This window comes from Hymenobacter ruber, from assembly GCF_054783255.1.
The window spans coordinates 213061-237042 of record NZ_BAAGQX010000003.1; the positions used below are offsets into that span (position 1 = coordinate 213061).

Here is a 23982-nt window from a genome sequence, read left to right on the forward strand (position 1 = left end):
ATTCGCGTCTCGTCGTTGAACGGGAACGTGAAGACGGAACGCAAACGACGAGACGCGAATACGTGTCTCTACAAAATATCCCCTTCCCATGCCTCTCACTGGCACGCTCAGCATCCTCACCGATATGTTTGCGCCGGCGGTGCTGGTGTCGGCCTGCGCGTCGCTCATCCTCACCACCTCGCAGCGCCTGAGCCGCAGCGTGGAGCGGCAGCGCGAAGTAGCGCGGCTGCTGCACCACCACCAGCGCCACCAGCCTGCCCCGGAACCGGCCGAGCGCACCCACCTCCGGCTGCAACTGTCGTTTGCCATCCGGCGGGCGCGGATGCTCCAGCAGGCCATGACGGTGCTGCACCTCACGCTGGGCGTGTTCATCGCCAGCATTCTCAGCATCGGCGTGTTCGAGCTCACCCACAGCGCCGCTACCTGGGTGGTGGCCGCGCTCAGCGTGCTGGGGGCCGGGCTGTTGCTCGTGGCCAGCGTGCTGCTCATTCGCGAGTCGCGCCTCGCCTTGGCCGATGTGGCGGAAGAAACGGAGTACCTGACGCGGCTGGAGTAGCGCGAGAAGCAATCAACTGTCATGCTTCTAGCCCCAAATATTACATAAATTGAATGTGTATATTTGGCAAAAGCTCTGAGCATCGCTCCACAAGTCGCTAGCCTATGAACCGCCTCCAAGACAAAGTCGCTGTTATCACGGGTGGCAATAGCGGCATTGGCCGGGCCACCGCGGAGGCCTTTTTGGCCGAGGGCGCCCGCGTCGTTATCACCGGCCGCAGCAAGGCAGCCCTCGACCAGGCCATGGCCGAGTTAGGCCCCAATGCCTATAGCGTGGTATCCGACACCGGCAGCCTGGCCGACATTCGCCAGCTTCCCGCCCTCGTTCAGGCCCACGTTGAGGGCATCGATGTCGTGTTCATCAATGCCGGCCTGGCCCGGTTTGCGCCCCTGGCCGAAATGACCGAGGAGCTATTCGACGACACCATGAACACCAATTTCAAGGGGGCCTACTTCACGCTCCAGGCCCTGCTGCCGCTGCTCCGCGACGGCGGCAGCATCATTCTCAATGCCTCCGTGAATGCCCACATCGGCCAGCCGGGCGCTACCGCATACGCGGCCAGCAAAGCCGCCCTGCTGTCGCTGGCCAAAAACCTGTCGGCTGAGCTGCTGCCCCGCCGCATCCGCGTCAATGCCATCAGTCCCGGCCCGGTGCACACGCCCCTGCACACGGCCGCCAAGCTGGGCATTAGCCCGGCGCAGCTGGCTGAGATGGACGCGGGCATCATCGCCCACATTCCCATCGGCCGCTACGGCCTGGCCGAGGAAATTGCCAAAGCCGCCCTGTTCTTCGCCTCCGATGATTCCTCCTTTGTGCTGGGCGCCGAGCTCATCGCCGACGGTGGCATGATTACGCTCTGAGGAGCGCGAGGGCGTGAAACGCCACGGCGCGTAGGGCACAGTAATTTTTGGTGCGTAGATGCGCGGGGCACGGCCAGAGCCTGGGACGGTATTGGCGCTGGCGGAGCCGCGGTCGCTGCCCGCAACTGCGCCGCGCCGTAGCTTCAGGGCCGCAAAAGTCCTTTCCCCTTCTCATGGCCGACCTCACCGTTTCCTTCATCCAAACCGCGCTGCACTGGCACGATGCCGCCGCCAACCGCGCCGCCTTCGACCAATACCTCGCCCAACAGACCATCCCCGCCGACATCATCGTGCTGCCGGAGATGTTTACCACCGGCTTCAGCATGGATGCCGCCGCCCAGGCCGAAACCATGCAGGGCGAAACCGTGGCCTGGATGCGCCAGCGCGCCGCCGACCACGACGCCGTGGTCACGGGTAGCGTTATCATCGAAGAAGACGGCAATTTCTACAACCGCCTGCTCTGGGTGCGCCCCGATGGCAGCCTGAGCTGCTACGACAAGCGCCACCTTTTCACGCTGGCCGGCGAGCAGCACACCTACACGCCCGGCCACGAGCGCCTGGTGGAGGACTGGCGCGGCTGGCGCATCTGCCCGCTGGTGTGCTACGATTTGCGCTTCCCCGTCTGGAGCCGCAACCAGCCCGCCGCGCCCTACGACCTGCTGCTGTACGTGGCCAACTGGCCCGCCGTGCGCCGCACCGCCTGGATGACGCTGCTCCGCGCCCGCGCCATCGAGAACGTGGCCTGCGCCCTTGGTGTGAACCGCATCGGCGAAGACGGCAAAGGCCACGTCTATTCCGGCGACTCGGCGCTGCTTGATGCCAAGGGCGAATATTTGGTGGAAGCCCACGACCAGGACGGCATTTTCACCCACACGCTGAGCCGCGCCGAGTTGGATGACTTCCGCGCCAAGTTCACCGCGCTCAATGATGGGGATGCGTTTGAGCTGTTGGGGTAATAACGCCTGTCATTGCGAGTGGAGCGCCGCGGAACGCGGCAATGACAGGCGTTATTACCCCACCAACCCACATGCTACCGCACCAGCAGGCGCTGCACGGCGGCTCCGTCGGTTCCTTCGGCGCGCACGAGGTACACGCCGGCGGCCAGGCCGGTGAGGGCGAGCGTGTGGCGGCGCTGGGCCGCATCCGCGGCCTGCACCACGCGGCCCGTGAGGTCGAGCACCGAAACGCGGGTGGGCAGCGCGGTTTCGACGGTGGCCGTGGCGGTGGCGGGGTTGGGATAGATGCTCAGGGCCAGGGCGCGGGCAGCCTCCGTGCGGGTGGCCGTGACGGTGCGGTTGCGGGTGCCGTAGCTCAGCACGCCACCGGCTTCAGTGCCCACGAAGAGTTCGGGCGCGCCGTCGCCGTTGAGGTCGTTGGCGGCCAGGCCGTAGTGCGAGTAGTCGCCCAGGCCCAGGCGGGTGGGCTCATAGAGGGCGGTGAGCGGGTTATACTGCAAGTCGGTGCGCTCGGCAAACAGGGCGGGCGACTGGTTGCGGTAGTCAGAAAACAGGCGCAGGTAGCCGGTGGCATCAGCCGTGAGCAGGTCGGGGCGGCCGTCGCCGTCGAAGTCGGCCACGGTGGGGCTCAGGTTGGCAGGCCGGTCGCCGGAGGCGGTGCGGATGTGGCCGTAGTCGTTGTTCACCAGCACGAAAGCGCTATCGAGCGGGCCACGGCCGCGGTTGCGGAAGTAGCGCAGGGCCATCCCCGGCTCGCGCACCTCGTTGGTCCCGATGAGCAGGTCGACATAACCGTCGTTGTCCACGTCGGTGAAGCAGGGCATATCGTCCTTGGTATAGGGTATCAGGCCGGTGCCGGTGGTGGCAAACTGCGGCTTGAAACTGACGGCATTAGCCGCGTTAAAGGCCACGGGCCGGCCGGCCGCAGCCGTATTCAGAATGTAGTAGATGATGTTGGCGCCCCGGTCCCAGGCCGCGTAGGCTAGGTCGATGGCGCCGTCGCGGTTCAGGTCGACGAGGACGGGCTTGATGCCTTCCATGCCCAGGGCGGCCATGCCCAGGTAGTCGCTGGTCACGAACTGGAACACCGGCCGGGCGCGGGTACCCACGTTGTGGTAGTAGGTGAGGTTGGCGCGGTACACGTTGTTCACGCGGTCGGCCCGGTTGCCGATGAGCATATCCGGCAAGCCGTCGCCGTCGATGTCGCCGAAAGTGGGCGCGGCGGCCTCGCTCACGTCAATCATATCGTTTTGCAGGAAGCCGGCCGGCTGGTTGGTGTAGACGGGCGCACCGCTGGTGGCCGAGTTGGTGAAAAGCTGCACGTTGTTGCGCATGCTCACCAGGTCCGACACGTTGTTGAGCATATTGGAGGCCACCACCAAATCCAGCTTGCCATCGAAGTTGGCATCAAACTGGTAGCCAGCCGGAAACACCGGCACCCGCGCCGGCGTGGCGGCCGACGGAAAGCTGGCGCTGATGCTAGCCTGCGTGATGACGGGCACGGCCGTGGTGCCCATATTGAGCAGGCGGGCCAGCTCAGGGCAGTTGTCGCGACCGTCGAGCAGGTCCTGGTCGCCGTCGCCATCCAAGTCCACCAGCAGCAGGCTGTGGCCGCCGGTATGGGTGGGCTTGCCGGCCGTGAAGCACTGCTGGCCAGTGAGCTTGAACTCAGCGCAGCCGCCGCAGGACTGCACATCGCCCCAGTGGTCGGTGGTGAGGGTGAAGGTGAGGGCGCTGCCGCAGGTGCCGGGGCTGGTATTAATGTATTGCTCGATGAACGTGGCGCTGATGAAATCATACGTCATGATGTCGAGCTTGCCGTCGCCGTTCACGTCCTGAATGGCCGGCATATTATAGCCGCCGATGGTGAGGTTGGCCGTGCCCGTGAAGTTGCCGCCGAAGCGAATCTGGTTAGTGGCCAGGACAAAGCTCGGCTGGCCATTCACCAGGGTATTGCGGAACACCCGGATTTCGCCGCCGTTGATGTAAGTGAACAAATCAGGGCGGCCGTCGCAGTCGTAATCGCGCAGCAACGCCCAGCCGCGGATATCAGCCGGGAACAGACTTTCGTACTGCGGAGCGTACTGCCAGCGGTGGCCGTTGGGGGCCGTGGGCGCGACCACGCTCAGGAAAGTGTAGCAGCGGCTGCTTTCGTGGTCGAAGGCAAACAAGTCCTGCTGGCCGTCGTTGTTCAGGTCGATGGTGCTGAACTGGGGCGTGTTGAAGCCGCCGGCCCAGGCATTGCGCAGGGTATCGGTGCCCTGCACTACTTTGGCCGTGGCCCGGCTCTCGAACCCAAAGGCGGCGCTGCCCGACTGGGCCCGGGCCACCCCGGAAAAAGCCAGCGATGCCAGCACCAACGCGTAAAAACGATTCATCAGAAAGGAAGTAGCTAAAGGTGAAAAAGGAGTTGCGGGGCGCGGTACAAAAATCACGCCCACCTTTGCAGCAAGTTACACCCGGTTTGATTTTCCAGTTCCGCAGCATGTTGCTCTATTACCGTTATTTGGCCGCCGGCGGCCTCGTCAGCACCGATTCGCGCCAGCCCCAGCCCGGCACCCTGTTCTTCGCCCTGAATGGCCCCAGCTTTCGCGGGGCCGAGTTTGCGCCGCAGGCGCTGGCCGCCGGTGCCAGCCACGCCGTGGTCGACGACGTGCTGCTGGCCGCTTCAGACCCCATCCACTACACCTACGCCCCCGACCCGCTGGTGGCCCTGCAACAGCTGGCCCGGCACCACCGCCGGCAGTTCCGCATTCCGGTGCTGGCCATCACGGGCTCCAACGGCAAAACCACTACCAAGGAGCTGCTCACGGCCGTGCTGGCGCAGCAGTTCAAGGTCCTGGCCACGATTGGCAACCTCAACAACCACATTGGCGTGCCGCTTACGCTGTTGCGCCTGCGCCAGGGCGAGCACGATTTTGCCGTGATTGAGATGGGGGCCAACCACCGGGGCGAAATCGCGGCCTACTGCGAGTGGGCCGAGCCCACCCACGGCCTCATCACCAACATCGGCAAGGCCCACCTCGAAGGTTTTGGCGGGGCCGAAGGCGTGGCCCTGGGCAAGGGCGAGCTGTTCGACTACCTGACCCGCACCGGCGGCACGGCCTTCGTGAATACGCTGGATGCGCGTTTGCCGAGCCTGGCCGCGCAGGTGCCCACCATCCTCACCTACCCCCGCGTGATGGATAACTACCCGGCCACACTGCTTTCGGCCGCGCCGGCCGTGGCCCTGCGCCTGGGCGATGGCACCGAAGTAGTAGCCCAGCTCACCGGCGATTATAACTTCCCGAACCTGGCTGCCGCTGCCGCCGTGGGTCAGTATTTCGGGATTTCGACCGATAAAATCGCGGCTGCTCTGGCCCGCTACAACCCGCAGAACAACCGCTCGCAGCTGGTGCGCACTGCCGCCGGCAACGAGCTGGTGCTGGATGCCTACAACGCCAACCCCAGCAGCATGGGCGCGGCCCTGCGTAGCTTTGCGGCGCGCCCGGTGGCGGCCGGCCAGACCAAGTTGGTGCTGCTGGGCGATATGTTTGAGCTGGGCGATGACAGCCCCGCCGAACACCGCAACCTCGGCCAGCTACTGGCGGAGCTCCAACTGCCGCAAGTGCTGCTCATCGGCCCGGAAATGGCGCGGGCGGCGGCGCTTGCTCCCGCCGCCCAGCATTTCGCCACCAAAGCGGAGGCCGCCGAATGGCTCCGCGCCCACCCCGTGCGCAACCGCCAGGTACTGGTGAAAGGCAGCCGCGGTATGGCTCTGGAAACGCTGGTGGAGCTGCTGTAATTTCATTTATCAATTAACCTTTAACAGCCGTTCAACTAACCCATTCGGGTCCGTTGAACGGCTGTTAAAGGTTAATTGATAATTGTTAAATGACTAAAACGGGCTCACGAAATCCTTGAAAGCCGGCAGCTCATTGTCCTTGCCCGATACAAGCGGGTGTACTTCGGTGCCCCAATTGATGCCCAGGTCAGCATCGTCCCAGCGCAGGCCGCCTTCGGTGGCGGGAGCGTAATAGTCGGAGCACTTGTAGAGGAAAATGGTGTTTTCTTCGAGGGCCATGAAGCCGTGGGCGAAGCCGGCCGGAATGTAGAGCATATTGCCCCGTTCGGCCGCCAGCGCCACCATCTGGTGCTGGCCGTAGGTGAGCGAGTCTTTGCGTAAATCAACCGCAACGTCGAGGGCGCGGCCCTGGCCTACGCGCACGAGTTTGGCCTGGGCATGGGGCGGACGCTGGAAATGCAGGCCGCGCAACACGCCTTTTTTGGAGTTCGACTGGTTGTCCTGCACCCAATGTGCATTGGCCCCGGCTTCGGCCATGAGGCGTTCGCAAAAGGTTTCGAAGAACACACCCCGGTCGTCGGCGAAAACGCGGGGGGTAAACTCAATCAGGCCGGCGAGGGGGAACGTCTTTACTTCCATTGGAACAAAGGTAGAAGATTGGATAAGATGGTTTGCTGCGGCTGAGCGGGAATTGGCCGGAAATATTGGAACGTCATGCAAAGCGTAGCGAAGCACCTTTACCGCGCAATGCAATCCAATTGACAGGTTTACCTGCTCGGTAAAGATGCTTCGCTACGCTCTGCATGACACCCTTCTCCAGCATTTTGACCACCCTACTTCCGCTGCACCGCCGCCACCGCCGCAATGTATTTATCCAACACCAGCCGCTCGTCGAATTTGGTTTCGGCCAGGTAGCGGCTGTTCTGGCCCATGCCCTGCAGGTCGGCGTCGCTCAGGCGCAGCACTTGCAGCATTTTGGCGGCCAGGTCCTCGCCGCTGCGCACCTGGCAGAGGTAACCGTTGCGGCCGTCCACCACGGTTTCGCGGCAGCCGGGCACGTCGGTGGTCACGATGGGCTTGCCTACGGCGGCAGCTTCGAGCAGGGTTTTTGGGGTGCCTTCGCGGTAGCTGGGCAGCACTACGCAGTCGGCGCGGTGCAGGTGGGCGGCCACATCATCGGAGCGGCCCAGGTATTCGATGTCGCCGGATTTTAGCCACTCCTCAAACGTGGCACGGGGCACGCCCACGCCGCCGGCCTCATCGAGCCCGCCCAGCAACTGAATGCGCGTGCCGGGTACGGCTTGGCGGATGATTTTGGCTGCCTCGAAATATTCGACCACACCCTTTTCATACAGTACCCGCGCCACCATCAGGAACACGAACGGGGTTTGGCGCACGAAGCCGGCGGCGGGCCGGAACTTGGTGGTATCAACGCCGGAACCGGGCAGCAGGTCGGTGATGCCGCGCTTCACCAAGCCGTTATCGAGGAAGAGCTGCCGGTCGTCGCCGTTCTGGAAAAACACTTTGGCCGGGAAGCGGAACGCGAAGCGGTAGAGGCCTAAGGCCACCTTGCTCACGAAGTTTTTGATGATAAACACCGTGCCCAGCCCGCTCACGTTGTTGATGCTGGGGATGCCTGCGATGCGCGCCGCGATGCTGCCGTAGATGTTGGGCTTGATGGTATAGTGCAGCACCACATCGGGCCGCTCGCGCCGGTAGATGCGGTAGAAGCGGCGCGTGAGAGCGGCATCCTTGATGGGATTGGTGCCCTTGTTCTCCATCAGAATGGGCACGAAGCGGCAACCCAGCTCGGTTTCGAGGCGCGCCGAGTAGTCATCGGGCGGGGCAATGGCCAGCACTTCGTGGCCGGCGGCCTGCAAGGCCCGCACAAGGCTGGCGCGGAAATTCCAAATATTCCAGCTGGTATTGATGACGATGGCGACGCGCACTTTTTCGGGGTAAGAGGGTATAAAGGCAGGAGAGAATGAGGGGTCAAAGGTCGGGCCTACGGCGTTATTCCTGCCAGGTTGTAAGTGGCGGTTTCCTGCCTGTCTTCATACGCTCTTACCCGCATTCCCTTATTGTTCCGGTACTTTGTGGGCTCTTTGCGTGTTGTGCCTGCTATGAATCTTCGTCTTTCGACCTTCTTGTTTCTCTCGGCGCTGCTGCCGCACCTGGTTTCGGCCGCGCCGCCGGTATTGCCGGGCCAGGCCATTTTCCAGAAAAACTGCGTGCGCTGCCACGGGACCAACGGCAAGCTGGGCCTCAACAGCGCGCACGACCTCACCAAAAGCAACCTCAATGCCTTCGGGCGCACTTATCTCGTTACCAACGGCATGGGTAAAATGCCGGCCTTCGGCAAAAAGCTCACGCCCGAGCAGGTGCAGCAGGTGGTGGCGTATTCGCTCACGCTGAAGTAGCCCTATTCCGTGCCCGCGGCAGTGGGGCTGCTGATTCCGAGGCCAATCAACGCTATTGCAACACGAGCCTGCGCGTGAACACGCGACTGCCACTGTGCACTTGCAGGGTGTAAAGCCCCCGTGCCAAATCAGCCACTGGCGTGGCGGTGCGCAGTTCATGACCGGCTACGGCAGCCGTGAACTGCCGAACGCGCTGGCCAAGGTTGTTAACTAAAGTGACCTCGGCCGTGTTTTCCGCGCCTGAAAAGCCGCTGGCTACTACCTCCACTGACGCGGTGCTTGCCGGATTTGGGTAAAGCTGTAGCGCGTCGCTCTGCTGGGCGCCAGTGCTGTTGGCCAAGGGCCCGGACGCGATGGTGGAGCGAAATACACTGACATACTTAAAGCAGTAAATGTCGTTACCGAGTCTGGTTGCCACCACCTCACCGCCTTGACTGACGGGCAGGCTGGCACCGGTGCTCCACGTATTGGCGGCGGGGTCATAGACGTACACCGTGCGCACGTCTGTAACCCCAGCATTCGGAATAAGCGTCTTACCACCAATAACGTAAATGTTGCCATCGGCGCCCAGTACTCCCCCGGCCATGTATACACCCGCGGGCAGCGGCGCCGCGGCGGTCCAAGTGTTGGCGGCGGGACTATACACTTCGTGCGAAGTAAGCACCTGCGCGGGGTACACGTCGTCATTCCGCCCCCCAATGGCGTGAATGCGACCGTTGGCATCGGTCACGGTCACGTGCCCGTAGCGGCCATTCGTCATCTGAGCGGCTGGAAGCCAGCGATTTACAGCAGGGTTGTAATAAACGTTGCCGGAGTTACCATCACCCCCACCCATAAAATGAATATTACCGTTGGCCGCCGCCGCGGCCGCGGCGTTGATGCCATTGGCGGGGTTGAAGGACAGAGCCGTCCAAGAGTTGGTTACGGAACTGTATTTATAATCTATCCCCCAATTAAGAACGACAGGGCTAGGGTTGCTGCCCCTGATGCTGTAGAGCAGCCCATTGGCATCCACTGCATGGCCCTGCCTCGAAATCGAAACACCCGGAAGCGGCGCTCCAGTCGTCCAGGTGTTGGCGGCGGGGTCGTAAACCTCCAGGGCGTTGCTTGTCGTCGGGCAAAGAGAGCAATTCGGGTCCTTCGTCCCGCCCCATACGTAGAGACGGCCGTTGGGCAACCCTTCTATAGCGCCGCCGATGTGAACCTGGGGGGTGCTGGTCACAAAAGTCCAGGCCGTCATGCTGCTGGTGCGTCCCTGTCCCCCGGCGGCCGGGGTGGTTTGCGCAGATGCCTGCGGCAGTGTCAGCAGCAGAAACGCGCCGAGCGGTAAAAGACATTTCATATTTTCTGACTGGAAAGATTGAATGAAGTTATGACTAAATTAAACGAAATGACGTCGCACGAAAACATATCCGCCTTGTTGAAGCAAGTAGCATCCTTGTAACTACATAAACGCAGTTCGTCTGCAGCCAGTAATGCGAGCTTAAGCCGAATATCTAAAATTCACTTTTTGATAGCAGCAAAGCCGCCGCCTCAATTATTGTCAATGCCGTCCGGGTCCTTAAAACGTCCATTGCCCTAAAAACGCCGTAGGCAGTTTGACCGGTTTTTAAAACCTTGCCGGCAATTAAGTTGGGTGAGCCGGGCATTATTTCCATCCCATGGCAGGCGGCGTATTCTTTTTACCGGCCCTGCGCTTCCTCAACCAGTACCTTTGTCCCCCTTACTGAATTCGCGCCCTTATCCATGGCAACTAACCAATCCGGCGGCCGCAAGCCCGGCAACAGCACCCGCCACGTCGGCGCCGTCGACGGCGTGAAGGGCCGGGCCGGCCGCATCCTGCTGAAAGCATCTGACAACGGCACCTACGAAACCGCCAAAGAGCACGAAACCGCCGTGCTCGTCTCGGTGCCCCCGCGCCGGCAGTCCGAAGCCCAAACCACCGAATACCTTGACGAGCTGGCGTTTCTGATTGAAACGGCCGGCGCTACCGCCACCAAGCGCTTCGTGCAGCGGCTCGAAAAACCCGACATCCGCACCTATGTGGGCGAGGGCAAGCTGGCCGAAATTAAGGCTTACGTGCAGCACGAAGGCACCAGCATGGTGGTGTTCGATGATGACCTGTCGCCGTCGCAGCTGCGAAACCTGGAGGCCGAGCTGCTGGTGAAAATCGTCGACCGCTCGCTACTCATCCTCGATATTTTCGCGCTGCGGGCCAAGTCGGCCACCTCGCGCACGCAGGTGGAGCTGGCGCAGTATCAGTACCTATTGCCCCGCCTCACCGGCCTCTGGACTCACCTTGACAAGCAGCGCGGCGGCGTGGGCATGAAAGGCCCGGGGGAAACGGAAATCGAAACTGACCGACGCATTGTGCGCGACCGGATTGCCTTCCTCAAAGAGAAGCTCGAAGACCTCGACAAACAGAGCCACACGCAGCGCAAATCGCGCGGCGGCAGCATCCGGGTGGCGCTGGTGGGCTACACCAACGTGGGCAAAAGCACGCTGATGAACGTGCTGGGCAAGGCCGAAGTCTTCGCCGAAAACAAGCTGTTCGCCACCGTGGATGCGACCACGCGCAAAGTGGTGCTCGAAAACACGCCGTTTTTGCTCTCTGACACAGTTGGATTTATCCGTAAGCTGCCCACCAAGCTCATTGAGAGTTTCAAAAGCACGCTCGATGAGATTCGCGAAGCCGACTTGCTGCTGCACGTCGTGGATATCTCGCACCCCAACTTTGAGGAGCAGATTCAGGTGGTAAACGATACACTGGGCGAAATTGGTGCGGCCGACAAGCCCACGCTACTGGTGTTCAACAAAATAGACCAGTATAAGCCCGATGATGCCGAGCAGGACCCATTCGGCGAAGTGCTGGATGCCGAGGACGACGGCACCGCCCCACGCCCGCCGCTGGCGCAGCTGCAGGCCACCTACATGGCCAAGCTGCACGACCCGGTGGTGTTCATCTCGGCCCAGGACCGCACCAATCTGGACGAGCTGCGCGAATTGCTGGGCAAGCGCGTGGTGGCCCTGCACCAGCAACGCTACCCCTACCAGGCCAATACCTGGGCCAGCGAATAGTAGCAAATACCCCAATCAGCCCGGCGGCATTATCAAATCATTGCCGGGCCAGTTGGGCATGAACGTTACATGAATATTATCGTAAGGGCGAGGGCCGGGCTTTATCAGGCCCGGCCCTTTCTGCTATGCTTCAGGTGCGTTTTCTTCGTTTGGTTGGTTTGCTGCTGCTGGGCTTGGGCCGGGCCGCCGCCCAGGACATTCCCGTGTACCCGCCGCCCGCGCCGCTCGATACGGCCGGCGTGCGCTCCGATGCCCAGACGTTTGCCAACTCGCAGGTGGTGGGCATGGGGCCAAGCAAGGGCCTGATTGTGAAATACGAGCGGATTCCGGGCAACTTCAGCCTGAAAAGCACGGCCGTGGGCGGGGGCACTGACTACAACACGCAAGTCAGTAAAAACGCCAACCTCGTCGTCAAGGCCTACGCGCCGCTGCTCAACCACCCGCACCTCAAACTGATTCTGGGCCTGAACTACGACCGGCAGGAATTCCAGTTCAGCACACCCGCCACTACCGACCAGTACGGCCTCTACAGCAATATTGAGAACAAGGGCCTGAGCATCATCGGGGCGCAGCTGGCCGTGATTCGGCCCGTGGACGCGGTGCACTGGTACCTGTTCCGCACCAAAACCGAACTCAACGGCGACTATAATTCCGACGAGCTCAGCGTGAGCGACTACCTCAAAGTCACTTCCGAATTTATCTATGGCTGGAAGCGCAGCCCCACCTTTGCGTGGGGCCTGGGGGTGCAGCTGGGCTACACGCTGGGCCGCCAGAGCATCTACCCCGTGCTGGTGTACAACCGCTCTTTCAACCCGCGCTGGGGCGTGGAAGCGCTGTTTCCGGCCCGGGTGCTGGTGCGACACAACCTCTCGCCCAGCTCGCTGCTGTTTGCCGGCTACGAAGTGGCCAGCAACAACTACAACCTGAAGCTGCGCAACGCCTTTGCCGCGCCCAATAACCCCAGAGTCACCTCACTGGAGCTGCGCCAGATTGACCTGAAATTCCGCCTGCGCTACGAGCGGGAGCTGCTGTCCTTCCTCTGGACGGGCATCGAGGCCGGCTACCGCTACAACTACCAGTTCAACGCCTTCGACCGCACCAACAACACCCGCGACCGCCTCATCGACAGCCAGCTCGGCGGCACGCCCTACGCCAGCCTCGACCTGTTCATCGTGCCGCCTCGGAAGCTGCTGCAGAAAGCCGAGCGCAGCCGGAAGTAATGTAGCGTGGACTCTGCGAGTCCGCGAGCGAGCGTAGCGAGCATTGGGCGTATAGTATGCGGTTACGGCTGTTCGCTACGCTCACTCGCGGACTCGCAGAGTCCACGCTACATTTTTCGCTGCCGCCGTTTCACTCCCTTTAGCCACGCATAGGTCGCTTCCTGTGCCCTGAGCGGCTTCTCTCCTTCCACGGCCGGGATAAACGCATTCTCGAAATCGCGGGCCTTCACATTGTCGTTGCGCTGGAAATCGAGCAGCTGGCGCACTTCGGCGCGCAGCTCATCATTCAGAATCGGAAAGGCTACCTCCACGCGCCGGTCGAGATTGCGGGTCATCCAGTCGGCGGAGGACACGTAGACTTTTTCCTCGCCGCCGTGGCCGAAAACGTAGACGCGGCTGTGCTCCAGAAACCGGTCGACAATACCGCGCTGGCTGATGTTTTCGCTGAAGCCGGGCTGGCCCGGCACCAGCCGGCCAATGCCGCGCACGATGAGCTCGACGCGCACGCCGGCGTGGCTGGCTTCGTAGAGTTTGGCAATCATGGCCTCATCCTCCACGGCATTTACCTTGAGAATGATGTAGGCGTCGTGGCCTTTTTTGGCCTGCTTGATTTCGTAATCAATAAGGGAATTGAGACCGGGGCGCAAGCCGAAGGGCGCTACCAGCAGCTGGTGCAGCTCGGGCACGGTGGTTTGGTCGTGCAGGTACTCAAACACGGCGGCCGATTCCTTAGTCAGCCGCTCATCGGCCGTAAACAGGCCGTGGTCGGTGTAGAGGTCGGCGGTGCTTTCGTTGAAGTTGCCGGTACTGAAATAGCCGTAGCGGCGCGTGGTTTCGTCGGGCTCGCGGCGGGTTATCAGCAGGAGCTTGCTGTGCACCTTGAGCTCGGGCGGGGTGAAGACGACGTGCGCCCCGGCCCGCTTCAGCTTATCGGCCCAGAACAGGTTGGACTCCTCATCGAACCGGGCTTTCAGCTCCACCACCACCGTCACCTGCTTGCCGTTTTTGGCGGCTTTGAGCAGGGCTTTCACCACGGCACTTTTGCTGGCCACGCGGTAGAGCGTGATGCTGATGCCGGACACGCGCGGGTCGGCGGCGGCTTCGCGCAGCAGGCGCGTCACGTAGTCGAACGACTGGTAGGGCGGGTGCAGCAGGTGGTCGCGCTGGGCGATGGCCGCCAGCAGGCTGCCCGTGCGCGGCAGCGTGGGGTGCGGCAGCGCGGGCCGGGCCGGGTAATGAAAATCGGCCTCGCCAAAATCGGGAAAGCCGAAGAAGTCGCGAAAATTGTGGTAGCGGCTGCCTTCCACCAGTTCCTCGTCGGTGATGCCGGTTTTCTGCTTGATGGCGCGCAGGACTTCCCTGGGCATCTGCGGGTCGAAGAGCATGCGGGCCGGGAAACCGGTGGCGCGCTTGGCCAGGCTGCTGCGGATTTTCTCCATCAAATCGCCCGAAACCTCTTCTTCAATGTCCAGCTCGGCATCGCGTGAGAGTTTGATGGCGTTGACTTCCACCTGCGCATACGCCGGAAACAAGCTGGGTGCCCCCACCCGGATTACGTCGTCCAGAAACAGCACGTACCGCTCCTCGCCCTCATCGGGCAGGCGCACGAAGCGGCCGCCGTGGCGCCTGGTGGGCAGCTCCATTATCAACACCCGCTCGTCGGCATGCTTGTTTTTGGCTTTGCCGGCGGCAGCGTGGGGCTGGCTCAGGAAGAAGGTGAGGTAGACGGCCTGGTCCTTGAGAAAGAGGTGGTGCAGGGTGTCATCAAGCGCCACGGGGGAGAGCAGGTCGCGCACGTTTTTTTCGAAGTAGCGGGCCGTCCATTCGCGCTGCTTGTCGGTGAGCTCGGCCTCGCTCAGCAGGTGAATGTGGTGGCGGTTGAGCTCGGGCAACAGCTGTTCGCGGAACGTGGCCCCGAACTCTTCCTGCTGCCGCGCCACTTCGGCCAGCACTGCTTTGAGCTGCCGCTTGGGGCTTTCGCCTAGCCGGGCGCGGGTTTTCTTCTTCAGCTTGGTCAGCCGCCGCAGCGTGGCCACGCGCACCTTAAAAAACTCATCGAGGTTGCTGCTGAAAATGGCCAGGAACTTGAGGCGCTCCAGCAGCGGCACGGCATCACTCTGGGCTTCCTGCAGCACGCGGGCGTTGAAACGCAGCCAGCTCAGGTCGCGGGAAAGGGTTTTCATGGGTGGTTTTGTCATTGCGAGTGAAGCACAGCGAAACGCAGCAATTCGTCGTCCTGTCAATGCCGGACACTTCTTTTAGCGACCAGCTTATTTGATGGATTTCCGCCCTTTACGGCTGCATCCACAAAAAGGCTTGTCGCAGAAGAAAGTATCTGGCATTTACAGGACGGATTGCTTCGTCGTGCCTCCTCGCAATGACAGCTGGTTACTCCGCATTACGCGGGTAGTCGTAGAAATAAAACTCGGCGTTCACCTTACTTATTTCCGCCCACTGCTCGCACTCGAAGCGCAGGCACACCACGGCGGCGGTGGGCATCTCGTTGAGGCTGGAGGGCGAAAGGGCATTCGCCGTTTCGGTGATGGTGGGGTTGTGGCCCACCACCAGGGCCGAGGCGGCTGAATCGGGCAAACCTTTGAGAATGGCGAGGAAATCGTCCACATCAGCTCCGTAGATGCCGGACTCGACCACGATTTTATCGTGCGGGTACTGCATTTCGCGGGCCACCAGCACGGCTGTACTCATGGCGCGCACGGCGGGCGAGCTCACAATCACATCGGGGCAGATGCGGCGCTTGGCCAGGGCCTGACCCATCATAGGGGCATCGTCGCGGCCGCGGTCGTTGAGGGGGCGCTCCTGGTCGCTGAGCTCATCGAAGCTCCAGCTGGATTTGGCGTGGCGAAGGAGATAGAGGGTTTTCATGGGGGCGAAGCTAACGGGCTTTTGCTTACCCGGCAGGTTAGGAAAAGGTTATGCGCTTTAGCCGTTGCTTACCCCCATACACAAAAAAGCCCCGACCAACTGGCCGGGGCTTCTTGTTTTCAGTAGCTCGAAAAGGCTATTGCTATGTTATTCTTTCACAAAGCGCTGGTGTGAGGTCTTGCTGCCGTCGCTCACGCTCAGCGTGTAGATGCCGGTGCGCAGCGAGGCCACGTTCAGTTGGCCATCCACGAAGGACAGGCCCTTGATTTCGCTGCCACGCACGTCGTACACACGCACCGTGAATGCCTGCTCGGGGTCCATGTTCAGCGGGCGGGCAATGGTCAACACGCTGGTGGCCGGGTTGGGGTACAGCGTGTACTGGTCGGCCAGGCCGGCGGCACCGCTGGTGCGTACCGTGGTGCCGTCGAGGCGGGCACCACCGGTGATGTTCACCGTGTAGTCCTCGGTTTCGCCGTAGCTGTAGCTGCCGCAGCTGGTGGTGGCGCTGTTGTCGCTCATCACCACGCGCAGGCGGGTAACGCCGTTCTTGGCCGTGGTGGGCACCGTGAAGGAGCCCGTGCGGGTTGTTGCGGCCGTGCTGGCGGCAGCATTCACCACCAGTTCACCGGCATCGGTGAACACGCCGTTCTGGTTGTAGTCGATGTACACTTTCACGTACTCCGAGTAGGCCGAGCCCGTGAAACCGGCCGAGAAGCTGATGGTCTGGGCCGAGCCGGCCGCGAGGCTAGTGCTGCTGGCCGTGCCGTTGTAGTAGCCGGCATCGGCGCCCGACGTACGGCTGATGCTGCCCAGGGCTACGTAGTCGATGTACTCATACGAAACGCTGGTGCCCTTGCTGGCGCAGTAGGTAACGGTGCCGCCCGTGGTGGTGAAGGTGGCAATGCCGCTGTAGGCGCTGCTGCTGCCGCTGCACACCGTTTGCACCTGGTACTCGTAGGTGGTGCCGGCGGTGAGGCCAGTGAGGGATTTGCTGGTGGCCGTCTGGTTAACCGTGGTCCAGGTGCTGCCGCCCGACACGCGGTACTGCAGGTTGTAGGACAGCGCGCCGGTAGCTGCGCCCCACGATACCGTGGCCGAGGTGTTGGTGAGGCTGCTGGCAGCCAGGCTGGCCGGCGTGGGGCAGGAACCGCCCGAAGGAGCCACGCCACCCATCGACGAGAGCAGGGCCACACGGGCACCGCCGGTGCCAAACAGCGCGTTCATGCGCGAGCTCTGGCCGGTCGAGAACATGAACATGGCGTTGTCATCCACGTAGTCCATGTAGTTCATAAACATGTCACCGTTCGGGCCGTTCGAGCACGACACGTGCGGGAATACAGGCTTGCCGTAGTTCTCAGCACCCTGGTTGGGAGTATCGGCTACGTTGTCGGTGCCGGTGCAGGCCCCGGAGTCATCGCCCCAGATGTGGTTCAGGTTCAGCCAGTGGCCTACTTCGTGGCTGGCGGTGCGGCCCAGGTTGTAGGGCGAGGTCACGGTGCCGGTGCGGCCGAAGTACACGGGCGAAATCACTACGCCGTCGGTAGCCGCCGCGCCGCCGGGAAACTGGGCGTAGCCCAGGATGCCACCACCGATGGTGCCCACCCACAGGTTGAGGTACTGGCCCATGGGCCAGGCATCGAGGCCGCCGGTGCTGACCTTCTTGATTTTATCGGCCGTGCCCCAGCTGGTGATGGTGCTGCTTTTGCGCTCGATGCCCGTGGTGGCGAGGCCGCTCGGGTTGCGCTTGGCCAGCACAAACTGGATGCCTACATCGGCCACCTGGCCGGCAAAGGCACTGGGGGTTTTGGTGTAGTCGGCGTTCAGCTTGTGGTAGTCCTCGTTCAGCACGTCAATCTGCGACTGAATCTGGGCATCGGAAATGTTTTCGGAGGCCGTGCTGTAGAGCACGTGCACCACCACCGGAATGGTCACCGTGACGGCGGCAGTGGCGTTGGTGGCCTGGTTGGTTTTGGCAAACTGCAGTGCTTGGCTGTTGATGGCGGCCATGCGCTGGGCCAGGCCGGGGTCGGCAGCAAGCTGCTGCTGAAGCACTTCAACCGAAGCACAGGTACGGTGGGGAGCAGGTGCCTGCGCACTGGCCGAATTGGAATTGAGCGCAAGGCCTAGAAGGCCCAGCGCAGCAGCGTAAACATTTGTTTTCATTCAAATGGGGGTTTGGTGGTGAAAATGTTTTTTGGACCGGCAATCTATTGAAAATATTGCAACATTTTCAACATAATTCTGGCATAGCTTGCATTATTTGTAATTCATTAAACAATTTTAATATTGTTTAATATTCAACCCAGAAAATTTGGCTGTTGTCCATCCTACGGCCCAACATATTTTTGCTTCGCCCTCAGCTTTCTGTCGCTCACCGACTCTAAACCACCTCCTTAAAACAACGCCGCCCTGCCCGAAGGGCAAGGCGGCGCGCAAGTAAAAACCAGAAACCGCTACTCCTTCTCGAAGCGCTGGCGGCTTACCTCGGCTCCGGTGCCGATGGTGACGTAGTACAGGCCCTTGGGCAGGTCGCTCACGCGTACCTGGCCCCGGCCATCGTAGCGCGCCTGGGTCATTTCGTGGCCGGTGAAGTCGAACACGCGCACGGCGTACTGGGCAGCATCGGCACCAGCAGGCAGGTCCAGCGTCAGCACGTCGGAGGCGGGGTTAGGATAGAACGAAGCGGGCGAAGACGTGGCCAGCGCGCGTGGCGCGGTGCCGCCCAGAGAGGTGAGCAGGCCCACGCGGGCCCCACCAGCGGCAAACAGTGCGTTCATGCGCTGGCTCTGGCCGGTCGAGAACATGTACATGCAGGCATCGTCCACGTAGTCCATGTAGTTCATGCTCATGTCGCCCGAGTTGGAGCACGACACATGCGGGAAGGCCGGGCAGCCGTAGTTTTCGGCACCTTGGTTGGGGGTATCAGCCACCTGGTCCGAGCCGGTGCAGGCGCCCGAGTCATCGCCCCAGATGTGGCGCAGGTTCAGCCAGTGGCCTACTTCGTGGGTGGCGGTGCGGCCCAAGTCGTAGCTGCTGGTGTAGGTGCCGGCCGCGTACTTGGCGCGGCTGCCGAAGGCCGAATACAGAATCACCACGCCGTCGGTGCTGGCCGAGCCGCCGGGGAACTGGGCGTAACCCAACAGGCCCTGGCCCAGGTTGCAAGCCCACAGGTTGAGGTATTTGGTGGCATCCCAGGCATCGTCGCCGCCGCGCTTGGAGTTTTTCACGGCATCGTTGGTGCTCCACGACGACGTTTTGGTGGATTTGTGGATGATGCCGGTAGTGGCCGCGCCGGTGGGGGTGCGCTTGGCCAGCACAAACTGCACGTTGGCGTTGGCCACCAGGCCGGCGTAGATGCCGGGCGTTTTGGTGTAGTCGGCGTTCAGCTTCTGGTAATCTTCGTTCAGCACGGCAATCTGCGATTGCACCTGGGCGTCGGAGATGTTCTGGGCGGCCGTGTTGTAGAGCACGTGCACCACCACCGGGATGATGACCGTGCCAGCCGTGCTGCGTTGCAGGGCCGGGTTAGCCAGCAGTTGCTGAGTCTGGGCTTCGATTTTGGCCATACGCTGGGCCTGGGCGGGGTCGGCGGCGAGCTGGGCGGCCAGCACTTCCATGGTGCCGCAGGCGCGGTGCGTGATGGGGGTGGTCGTTTCCTTTATGGTGACTGACGCAAGGCGTAAAGCATCCTGAGCCAGGGCGGGAGCGGCGCTGCCCAGCAGGGCCAGCGCAGAGAAGTAAAGTTTGTTCATGTAAGAGTTGGGCGATAAGGTAAAAAATGGTTGAATCGGGATACTAACTTATGAAAAAAAGGTTACGTTTTCGCAGTTTTATTATCAAATCATTTATTAATTTGCCCAATAAAAACGAAAAATGGCAGTAAAAACAGGAAAACCTGTCTCTACTGCCATTTTTCGTTATTTACCGAATTTGCGGGGCGGGGCTTCTGCTTAAAACAGGAAATCGAACCCAACAAACACCAGTTTCTCCTCCCCTACCGAGTAGGTGGCGTTAATGATGGCGGCCTTGAGGATGTCGACGTAAACACCGCCGCCAAAACCGCTGTGGAAGGCATTGAGCCCGGTGTAGGTGCCGGTGTCATTGTCGGAATACACACGGCCGATGTCGGCCAGGCCCATCACGCCAAACTTGCCGGGGAAGAGGTAGGCGTTGAAGGAAAACAGCTCCAGGCGCGGCTCGAAGTTGGCGTAGATGGCCGTGCGGCCCGCGAAGCGCGTGCGGCGGTAGCCGCGCAGGTTGGTGGTGCCGCCCAGCGTGTTGGCCTGGTAGAAGCGGTAGTCGCCGTAGTTGTGCTGGTAGCCGATGCGGCCGGCATACGTCAGGTGGAAGGGGAAATTGGGCGTGAGGTAGGCCCGCACCTCCGAGCTGAAGCGTCCGAAGCTCAGGCTTTCTTGGTTGAGCTGCCAGTTGTACTGGTACTCGTTGTACCAGCGCAGGCCGATGCGGGGGTTTTTGGCCGATGAGCTGGCGTCGAGGTTCAGGTACACCAGGCCGCCGAGGTACTGGTTGGTCTGGAAATCGGAGGAGCGCACGCCGAAACGGCGGTTTTCGTAGGTGGTTACGCCGTTTTTGTTGGTCAGGCTGTCTTTGATGACCGAGCCGATGGGGTCTTTCTCGATGCGGAACTGGTCGTACTGCGGCCCAATGCCGAATTTGAGGAAGCTGAACAGCCGGCGCTCGAAGGTGGGCGCGATGGTGAAGCGGTCGAAGCGCACGCGGTAGGCGCTGTTCACGGTGCGGTTGGTGACTACGCCGCGGGTTTCGTCCTCGGTGGCCAGATTGGCCGTGTTGTTGCCGATGCCGAAGAAGTTGTACAGCAGCTGCGGGCCGTAGAACTGAGCCGCGATGTGCAAATCGGTCTTCTTAAAGATGCGGGTAAAATGCCCCGAATAACGAATATTGTAGGCATCGCGGGCCGGCGCGAAGTTGGCCGTGATGGTCTGCTCCCACGAGTACGGCTCGCGGCGGAAGCCGTAGTGGCGGTAGGTCACGCCGCCGCCCAGCAGGATGCCATCGTCAATATTATAGCCAAAGTACAGGGCCGGCCCCACGTAGTCGAGGCGGTAGTCCTTGAGGTCGAAGCGGTGCGGGTAGTCGTAGCGGCTCACCTCGTAGCCGGGCTCCAGGCGCTTGCGGGCTTCGGAGCTGGCGTTGATGACGTTGCCGGTGTCGGCGTCGTAAATCTGGGTTTTGTGGAGCAGGCCGCCCACGTGGTCGCGGGTGGTGATGGAGTCGTGGCCCGTGCCCGCGATGATGCGCAGCTTCACGCCGCGGTTCACATCGCCCTTCACATCGTACACGTCCTTGCCGCTGATGCCGTAGAGGCGCACCTCGTCGGTCACGTTGTCGTCGAAGGTGCGGTCGTAGAGGATTTTGGTCAGCTTGCCATCCTTGTTAATCTTCTGCATTACCACGTGGGTTTTGCGATTATTCAGGCGCTCCACGGTGAACTTCTCGTTCTTTTTCGAGCCGCGCACTTCCACTATTTCGGCCAGCACGTCGGCGTAGTCGCCGGCCAGCTTGGGTAGCAGGTCGCGGCGGCTTTTCAGCTTGGCAATGATTTCCTTGCCGTGCAGGTCATAAATCTGCTTGGGCCACTTCTCCAGAAAAGCCGTCTCAATCACTTCATCGGTGAGGTGAGTTTTCATGTACTCGGCTTCCTTAATCCAGTCCTCGCGGGTCACGGCGCTCATGAACACCCGGTCGTTGCTCATGCCGGTCTGGTTCAGGCCGCGGAAGTCGGCGTAGTCGTAGCCGAAGTTCTGGAAGTTGCGGATAGCGAACTTGCGCGAAATCAGATAGGGCAGCACACCATCGCCTTTAAAGAAGGCAATGTCGCGGTCCTCGGGCACGGCCGTGAAGGTGCGGTCGCCCTCCTTGTCCTTCACCTCGCTCCAGCGCCACTGGTCCTCGTGGCGGTCCCAGTCGCCAATCCACATATCGAAGAGGCGCGAGCGGGCGAAAGCCTTCTGGTTGACCTGGTTGTCGTTGTCGTCGAGCAGGCGGCTCAACATTTTCTCGGTGCCCACCAGGTTTTTGGCGAAGCCGAGGCTGGCCACGTTGTCCTGGTTGTCTTTGGAATCTTCTTCCAACGCGGCCGGCAGGTTGGCAAACTGCGCGTAGTACTGCCCCAGCAAGGGGTCCTGCGGAATGTAAACGGGCGTGGGGTTGGTGTGCAGAATGCCGGCGGCCGTGCCCAGCGGCGGCAGCACAAACGAGGCGTACGGGTGCTGGGCCGAAATCTGGTCCTGCAGCACGGCCTTGGCCAGGCCGGTGCGCAACTGCTCGGGCAGCACGGCGGCGGGGTCTTTGTCGATGCCGCGCAGGGTGAAGTTGTGGCCCTCCTCGTTGCGCACTTTCAACGACGCGGTTTGCTTGCCGCCGCCGGTTTTGTAGGGCATCAGGCCGCCCTTGTCGTTGGCCAGGTCCAGGGTGGGGAACTTCACGGGCGTGGCCCACTCCTTGCGGTAATGCTCACCCAGCAGCCAGTTGTGGAAGCCGCCGTGCTTGTTGTAGTTCGGGTTGATGGCCACCGTCACCGAGCTGTCGCGGAAATCGGGGCGCTTGGTCGGAATCGGGGCTTTGGCAATGGCGGCGGCCTCTTTTTCCTTCTTCTTGTCCTTGTCCTTCTTCTTCTCCTTGATGGCCTCCTCGGTCTGGGGCAGCTTCTTGCCGCCAGGCAGGCCGTTGGTGGTGGTCAGGGCCGTTTCGGAGATGGGTTGGGCGGGCGTGGTGGCAATGGTACCCGTGGTTTTGGCATACATGGGCGTGCGGAACACGCGGCGGGCCGTCTGCCCGTTGCCTTCCGGAATGAAGTATTCAACCCACACCTGGCCGTCGTCATAGTAATTCACCTCGGCAAAACCCTTCTCCTTGTCCGAGAACAGCGCTCCGCCGCCGTCGCCGGGCTTCACGTGCTGGGTTTTGCAGCCCGAACCGCTGGTGATGAAGTGCGTGCTGCCTTCGGTATAGTATTGCAGGTTGTGCTCGTGCCCGGCAGCGTACACCACATTGGGGTATTTGGCGAAAATATCGAGCAAGCCTTTGCGGTAGGCCTGGTACAGCGGGTGCGGAATATCCTGGCTGATGCCACCATATTTCCGCGCAAACGGATAAATGGAGCCAATGATTGGCAGCGGCACAAACGCGTATTTGAGCACGATGCTGAGCGGGAAAATATGGTCGGCCAGTGTGAAGTAGCCGCCGTGAATACCGTCGGAAAACAACGGGTGGTGGGCAAACACCATGATGTGCTTGTCCTTGTTGCGGGCAATAATTTCTTCCAGCGCCGCAAATACGTCGTCGTTGTTATCGGCCCCGCAAGCCCCGTTCAGGCCGAACGGGCGGTTGGTGGGCGGGGTCAGAAACCACTGCGAGTTGAGGGCGAGGAGCACCAGGTCGTCCTGCACGCGCACCTCAAACGGGCCGGGGCAGCCGTCGCGGGGCAGGAAAAAGTCGCCGGTGTAGGCAAAGGCCGTCGAATCCTTGCGCATATACTGCTCCACGAAGGCCTGCTCGCGGTTTACCTGGGCCAGCCCGCCGGCCGCGCCCTGAATCCAGTCGTGGTTGCCGGGCGTCATGTATTTCTCGCCGGTATAGCCCCGGAAGATGTCGAGCTGGGCCGTGAGGCGCTCCTCGGCGTTTTTGCGGTCGTAGGCACCTTCTTCGGGCATGCCGAAGTTGTACACGTTGTCGCCCAGGAAGATGGTCGTGCTGTTTTTACCGGCCTGCATGATGCGCTGGCGCAGGTAGTTCAGGCTGGGTTCACCGCCCTTGGCCTTCGGAATGGGGTTGCCCACGTCGCCAATCAGGAACACGCGGTAGCGGATACGGCTGGAATCGGGCGGAATGTTCTTCTGCCAGTTCACACCGGCGCGGCGGTAGTTGGGCCGGCTGACGTGCGGGTTCTGGTCCGACTCGCCGGGCGAAGGCATCTCCCGTTGGGTCCCGCGGGGCTCCTTAGGCTCTTTGGGGGTTTTGAGCGCCGCTTGTTGCGCAGTGGCGACCAACGGCAGGGAGCAGGCAAGCAGAAAAGTGAGGCGGCGAAGTAGGTGCATGAAATAAATTTACGAGGCGAGGAATGGGCCACGCCGCAGGGCCCGGGCAAATACTAGAAATAACGCGCCCGCCCGGCTGAGGGCCGGCGCTGTAGCGCCCGTTACGCAAAGCACGGCGGTGCGGTTTGGCCCAGTTTTTAACTTCCG

16 protein-coding genes are annotated in these 23982 nt (G+C 61.7%); 7 read left to right on the forward strand and 9 right to left on the reverse strand.

Going from position 1 to position 23982, the window contains the following annotated elements; all coding sequences use genetic code 11:
- The first annotated feature begins 88 nt into the window (after positions 1-88).
- The 3 genes from ACYVM5_RS07995 to ACYVM5_RS08005 all read left to right on the forward strand — a co-directional run bounded on the left by ACYVM5_RS07995 (position 89) and on the right by ACYVM5_RS08005 (position 2372).
- A complete protein-coding gene (locus ACYVM5_RS07995; protein WP_460617607.1) occupies positions 89-556 on the forward strand; it encodes a DUF2721 domain-containing protein in 468 nt (155 codons plus the stop codon).
- 104 nt (positions 557-660) lie between these two features.
- Positions 661-1416 carry an SDR family oxidoreductase gene (locus tag ACYVM5_RS08000; RefSeq protein ID WP_460617608.1) on the forward strand — a complete coding sequence of 252 codons (756 nt, stop codon included), beginning with the start codon at positions 661-663 and terminating at the stop codon, positions 1414-1416.
- Between the two features lie 173 nt (positions 1417-1589).
- Positions 1590-2372, forward strand: a complete 783-nt coding sequence (locus tag ACYVM5_RS08005) for a nitrilase family protein (protein ID WP_460617609.1) — start codon at positions 1590-1592, stop codon at positions 2370-2372.
- 74 nt (positions 2373-2446) lie between these two features.
- On the opposite strand, the gene ACYVM5_RS08010 is transcribed toward ACYVM5_RS08005, so the two are convergent.
- Positions 2447-4750, reverse strand: coding sequence for a T9SS type A sorting domain-containing protein (locus ACYVM5_RS08010; RefSeq protein ID WP_460617610.1), 2304 nt, complete (start codon positions 4748-4750; stop codon positions 2447-2449).
- A 107-nt stretch (positions 4751-4857) separates the two neighbouring features.
- Between ACYVM5_RS08010 and ACYVM5_RS08015 the strand changes: the two genes are divergently transcribed.
- A complete protein-coding gene (locus ACYVM5_RS08015) occupies positions 4858-6156 on the forward strand; it encodes a UDP-N-acetylmuramoyl-tripeptide--D-alanyl-D-alanine ligase (RefSeq protein WP_460617611.1) in 1299 nt (432 codons plus the stop codon).
- Between the two features lie 93 nt (positions 6157-6249).
- Here the strand turns inward: ACYVM5_RS08015 and rfbC are convergent, their stop codons facing one another.
- Together rfbC and ACYVM5_RS08025 are read right to left on the reverse strand one after the other, a co-directional pair.
- A complete protein-coding gene (gene rfbC / locus ACYVM5_RS08020; protein ID WP_460617612.1) occupies positions 6250-6795 on the reverse strand; it encodes a dTDP-4-dehydrorhamnose 3,5-epimerase family protein in 546 nt (181 codons plus the stop codon).
- 194 nt (positions 6796-6989) lie between these two features.
- Positions 6990-8105, reverse strand: coding sequence for a glycosyltransferase family 4 protein (locus ACYVM5_RS08025; protein ID WP_460617613.1), 1116 nt, complete (start codon positions 8103-8105; stop codon positions 6990-6992).
- A 174-nt stretch (positions 8106-8279) separates the two neighbouring features.
- On the opposite strand from ACYVM5_RS08025, the gene ACYVM5_RS08030 reads away from it, so the two are divergent.
- On the forward strand, positions 8280-8576 hold the full coding sequence (locus ACYVM5_RS08030) for a c-type cytochrome (protein WP_460617614.1): 297 nt from the start codon (positions 8280-8282) through the stop codon (positions 8574-8576).
- Between the two features lie 52 nt (positions 8577-8628).
- Here the strand turns inward: ACYVM5_RS08030 and ACYVM5_RS08035 are convergent, their stop codons facing one another.
- The gene (locus ACYVM5_RS08035) at positions 8629-9918 is read right to left on the reverse strand and encodes a kelch repeat-containing protein (protein ID WP_460617615.1); all 1290 of its coding nucleotides are present in this window, start codon (positions 9916-9918) and stop codon (positions 8629-8631) included.
- Between the two features lie 404 nt (positions 9919-10322).
- Between ACYVM5_RS08035 and hflX the strand changes: the two genes are divergently transcribed.
- Positions 10323-11654 carry an HflX GTPase family protein gene (gene hflX / locus ACYVM5_RS08040; RefSeq protein WP_460617616.1) on the forward strand — a complete coding sequence of 444 codons (1332 nt, stop codon included), beginning with the start codon at positions 10323-10325 and terminating at the stop codon, positions 11652-11654.
- Between the two features lie 125 nt (positions 11655-11779).
- Positions 11780-12874, forward strand: coding sequence for a hypothetical protein (locus tag ACYVM5_RS08045; RefSeq protein WP_460617617.1), 1095 nt, complete (start codon positions 11780-11782; stop codon positions 12872-12874).
- Between the two features lie 107 nt (positions 12875-12981).
- On the opposite strand, the gene ppk1 is transcribed toward ACYVM5_RS08045, so the two are convergent.
- From ppk1 to ACYVM5_RS08070, 5 genes are all read right to left on the reverse strand, one after another.
- Positions 12982-15057 (reverse strand): polyphosphate kinase, encoded by a 2076-nt coding sequence (ppk1, locus tag ACYVM5_RS08050; RefSeq protein ID WP_460617618.1) that lies wholly within the window; start codon positions 15055-15057, stop codon positions 12982-12984.
- 205 nt (positions 15058-15262) lie between these two features.
- Complete coding sequence (locus tag ACYVM5_RS08055; RefSeq protein WP_460617619.1) at positions 15263-15757, reverse strand: SixA phosphatase family protein; 495 nt, start codon at positions 15755-15757, stop codon at positions 15263-15265.
- A gap of 147 nt (positions 15758-15904) precedes the next feature.
- Complete coding sequence (locus ACYVM5_RS08060) at positions 15905-17920, reverse strand: GEVED domain-containing protein (RefSeq protein WP_460617620.1); 2016 nt, start codon at positions 17918-17920, stop codon at positions 15905-15907.
- Between the two features lie 290 nt (positions 17921-18210).
- Entirely contained in the window at positions 18211-19509 is a 1299-nt protein-coding gene (locus tag ACYVM5_RS08065) for a M43 family zinc metalloprotease (protein WP_460617621.1), read from the reverse strand.
- A 198-nt stretch (positions 19510-19707) separates the two neighbouring features.
- Positions 19708-23835: a metallophosphoesterase family protein gene (locus ACYVM5_RS08070; RefSeq protein ID WP_460617622.1), complete on the reverse strand. Its 4128-nt coding sequence runs from the start codon at positions 23833-23835 to the stop codon at positions 19708-19710.
- Positions 23836-23982: the final 147 nt, after the last annotated feature.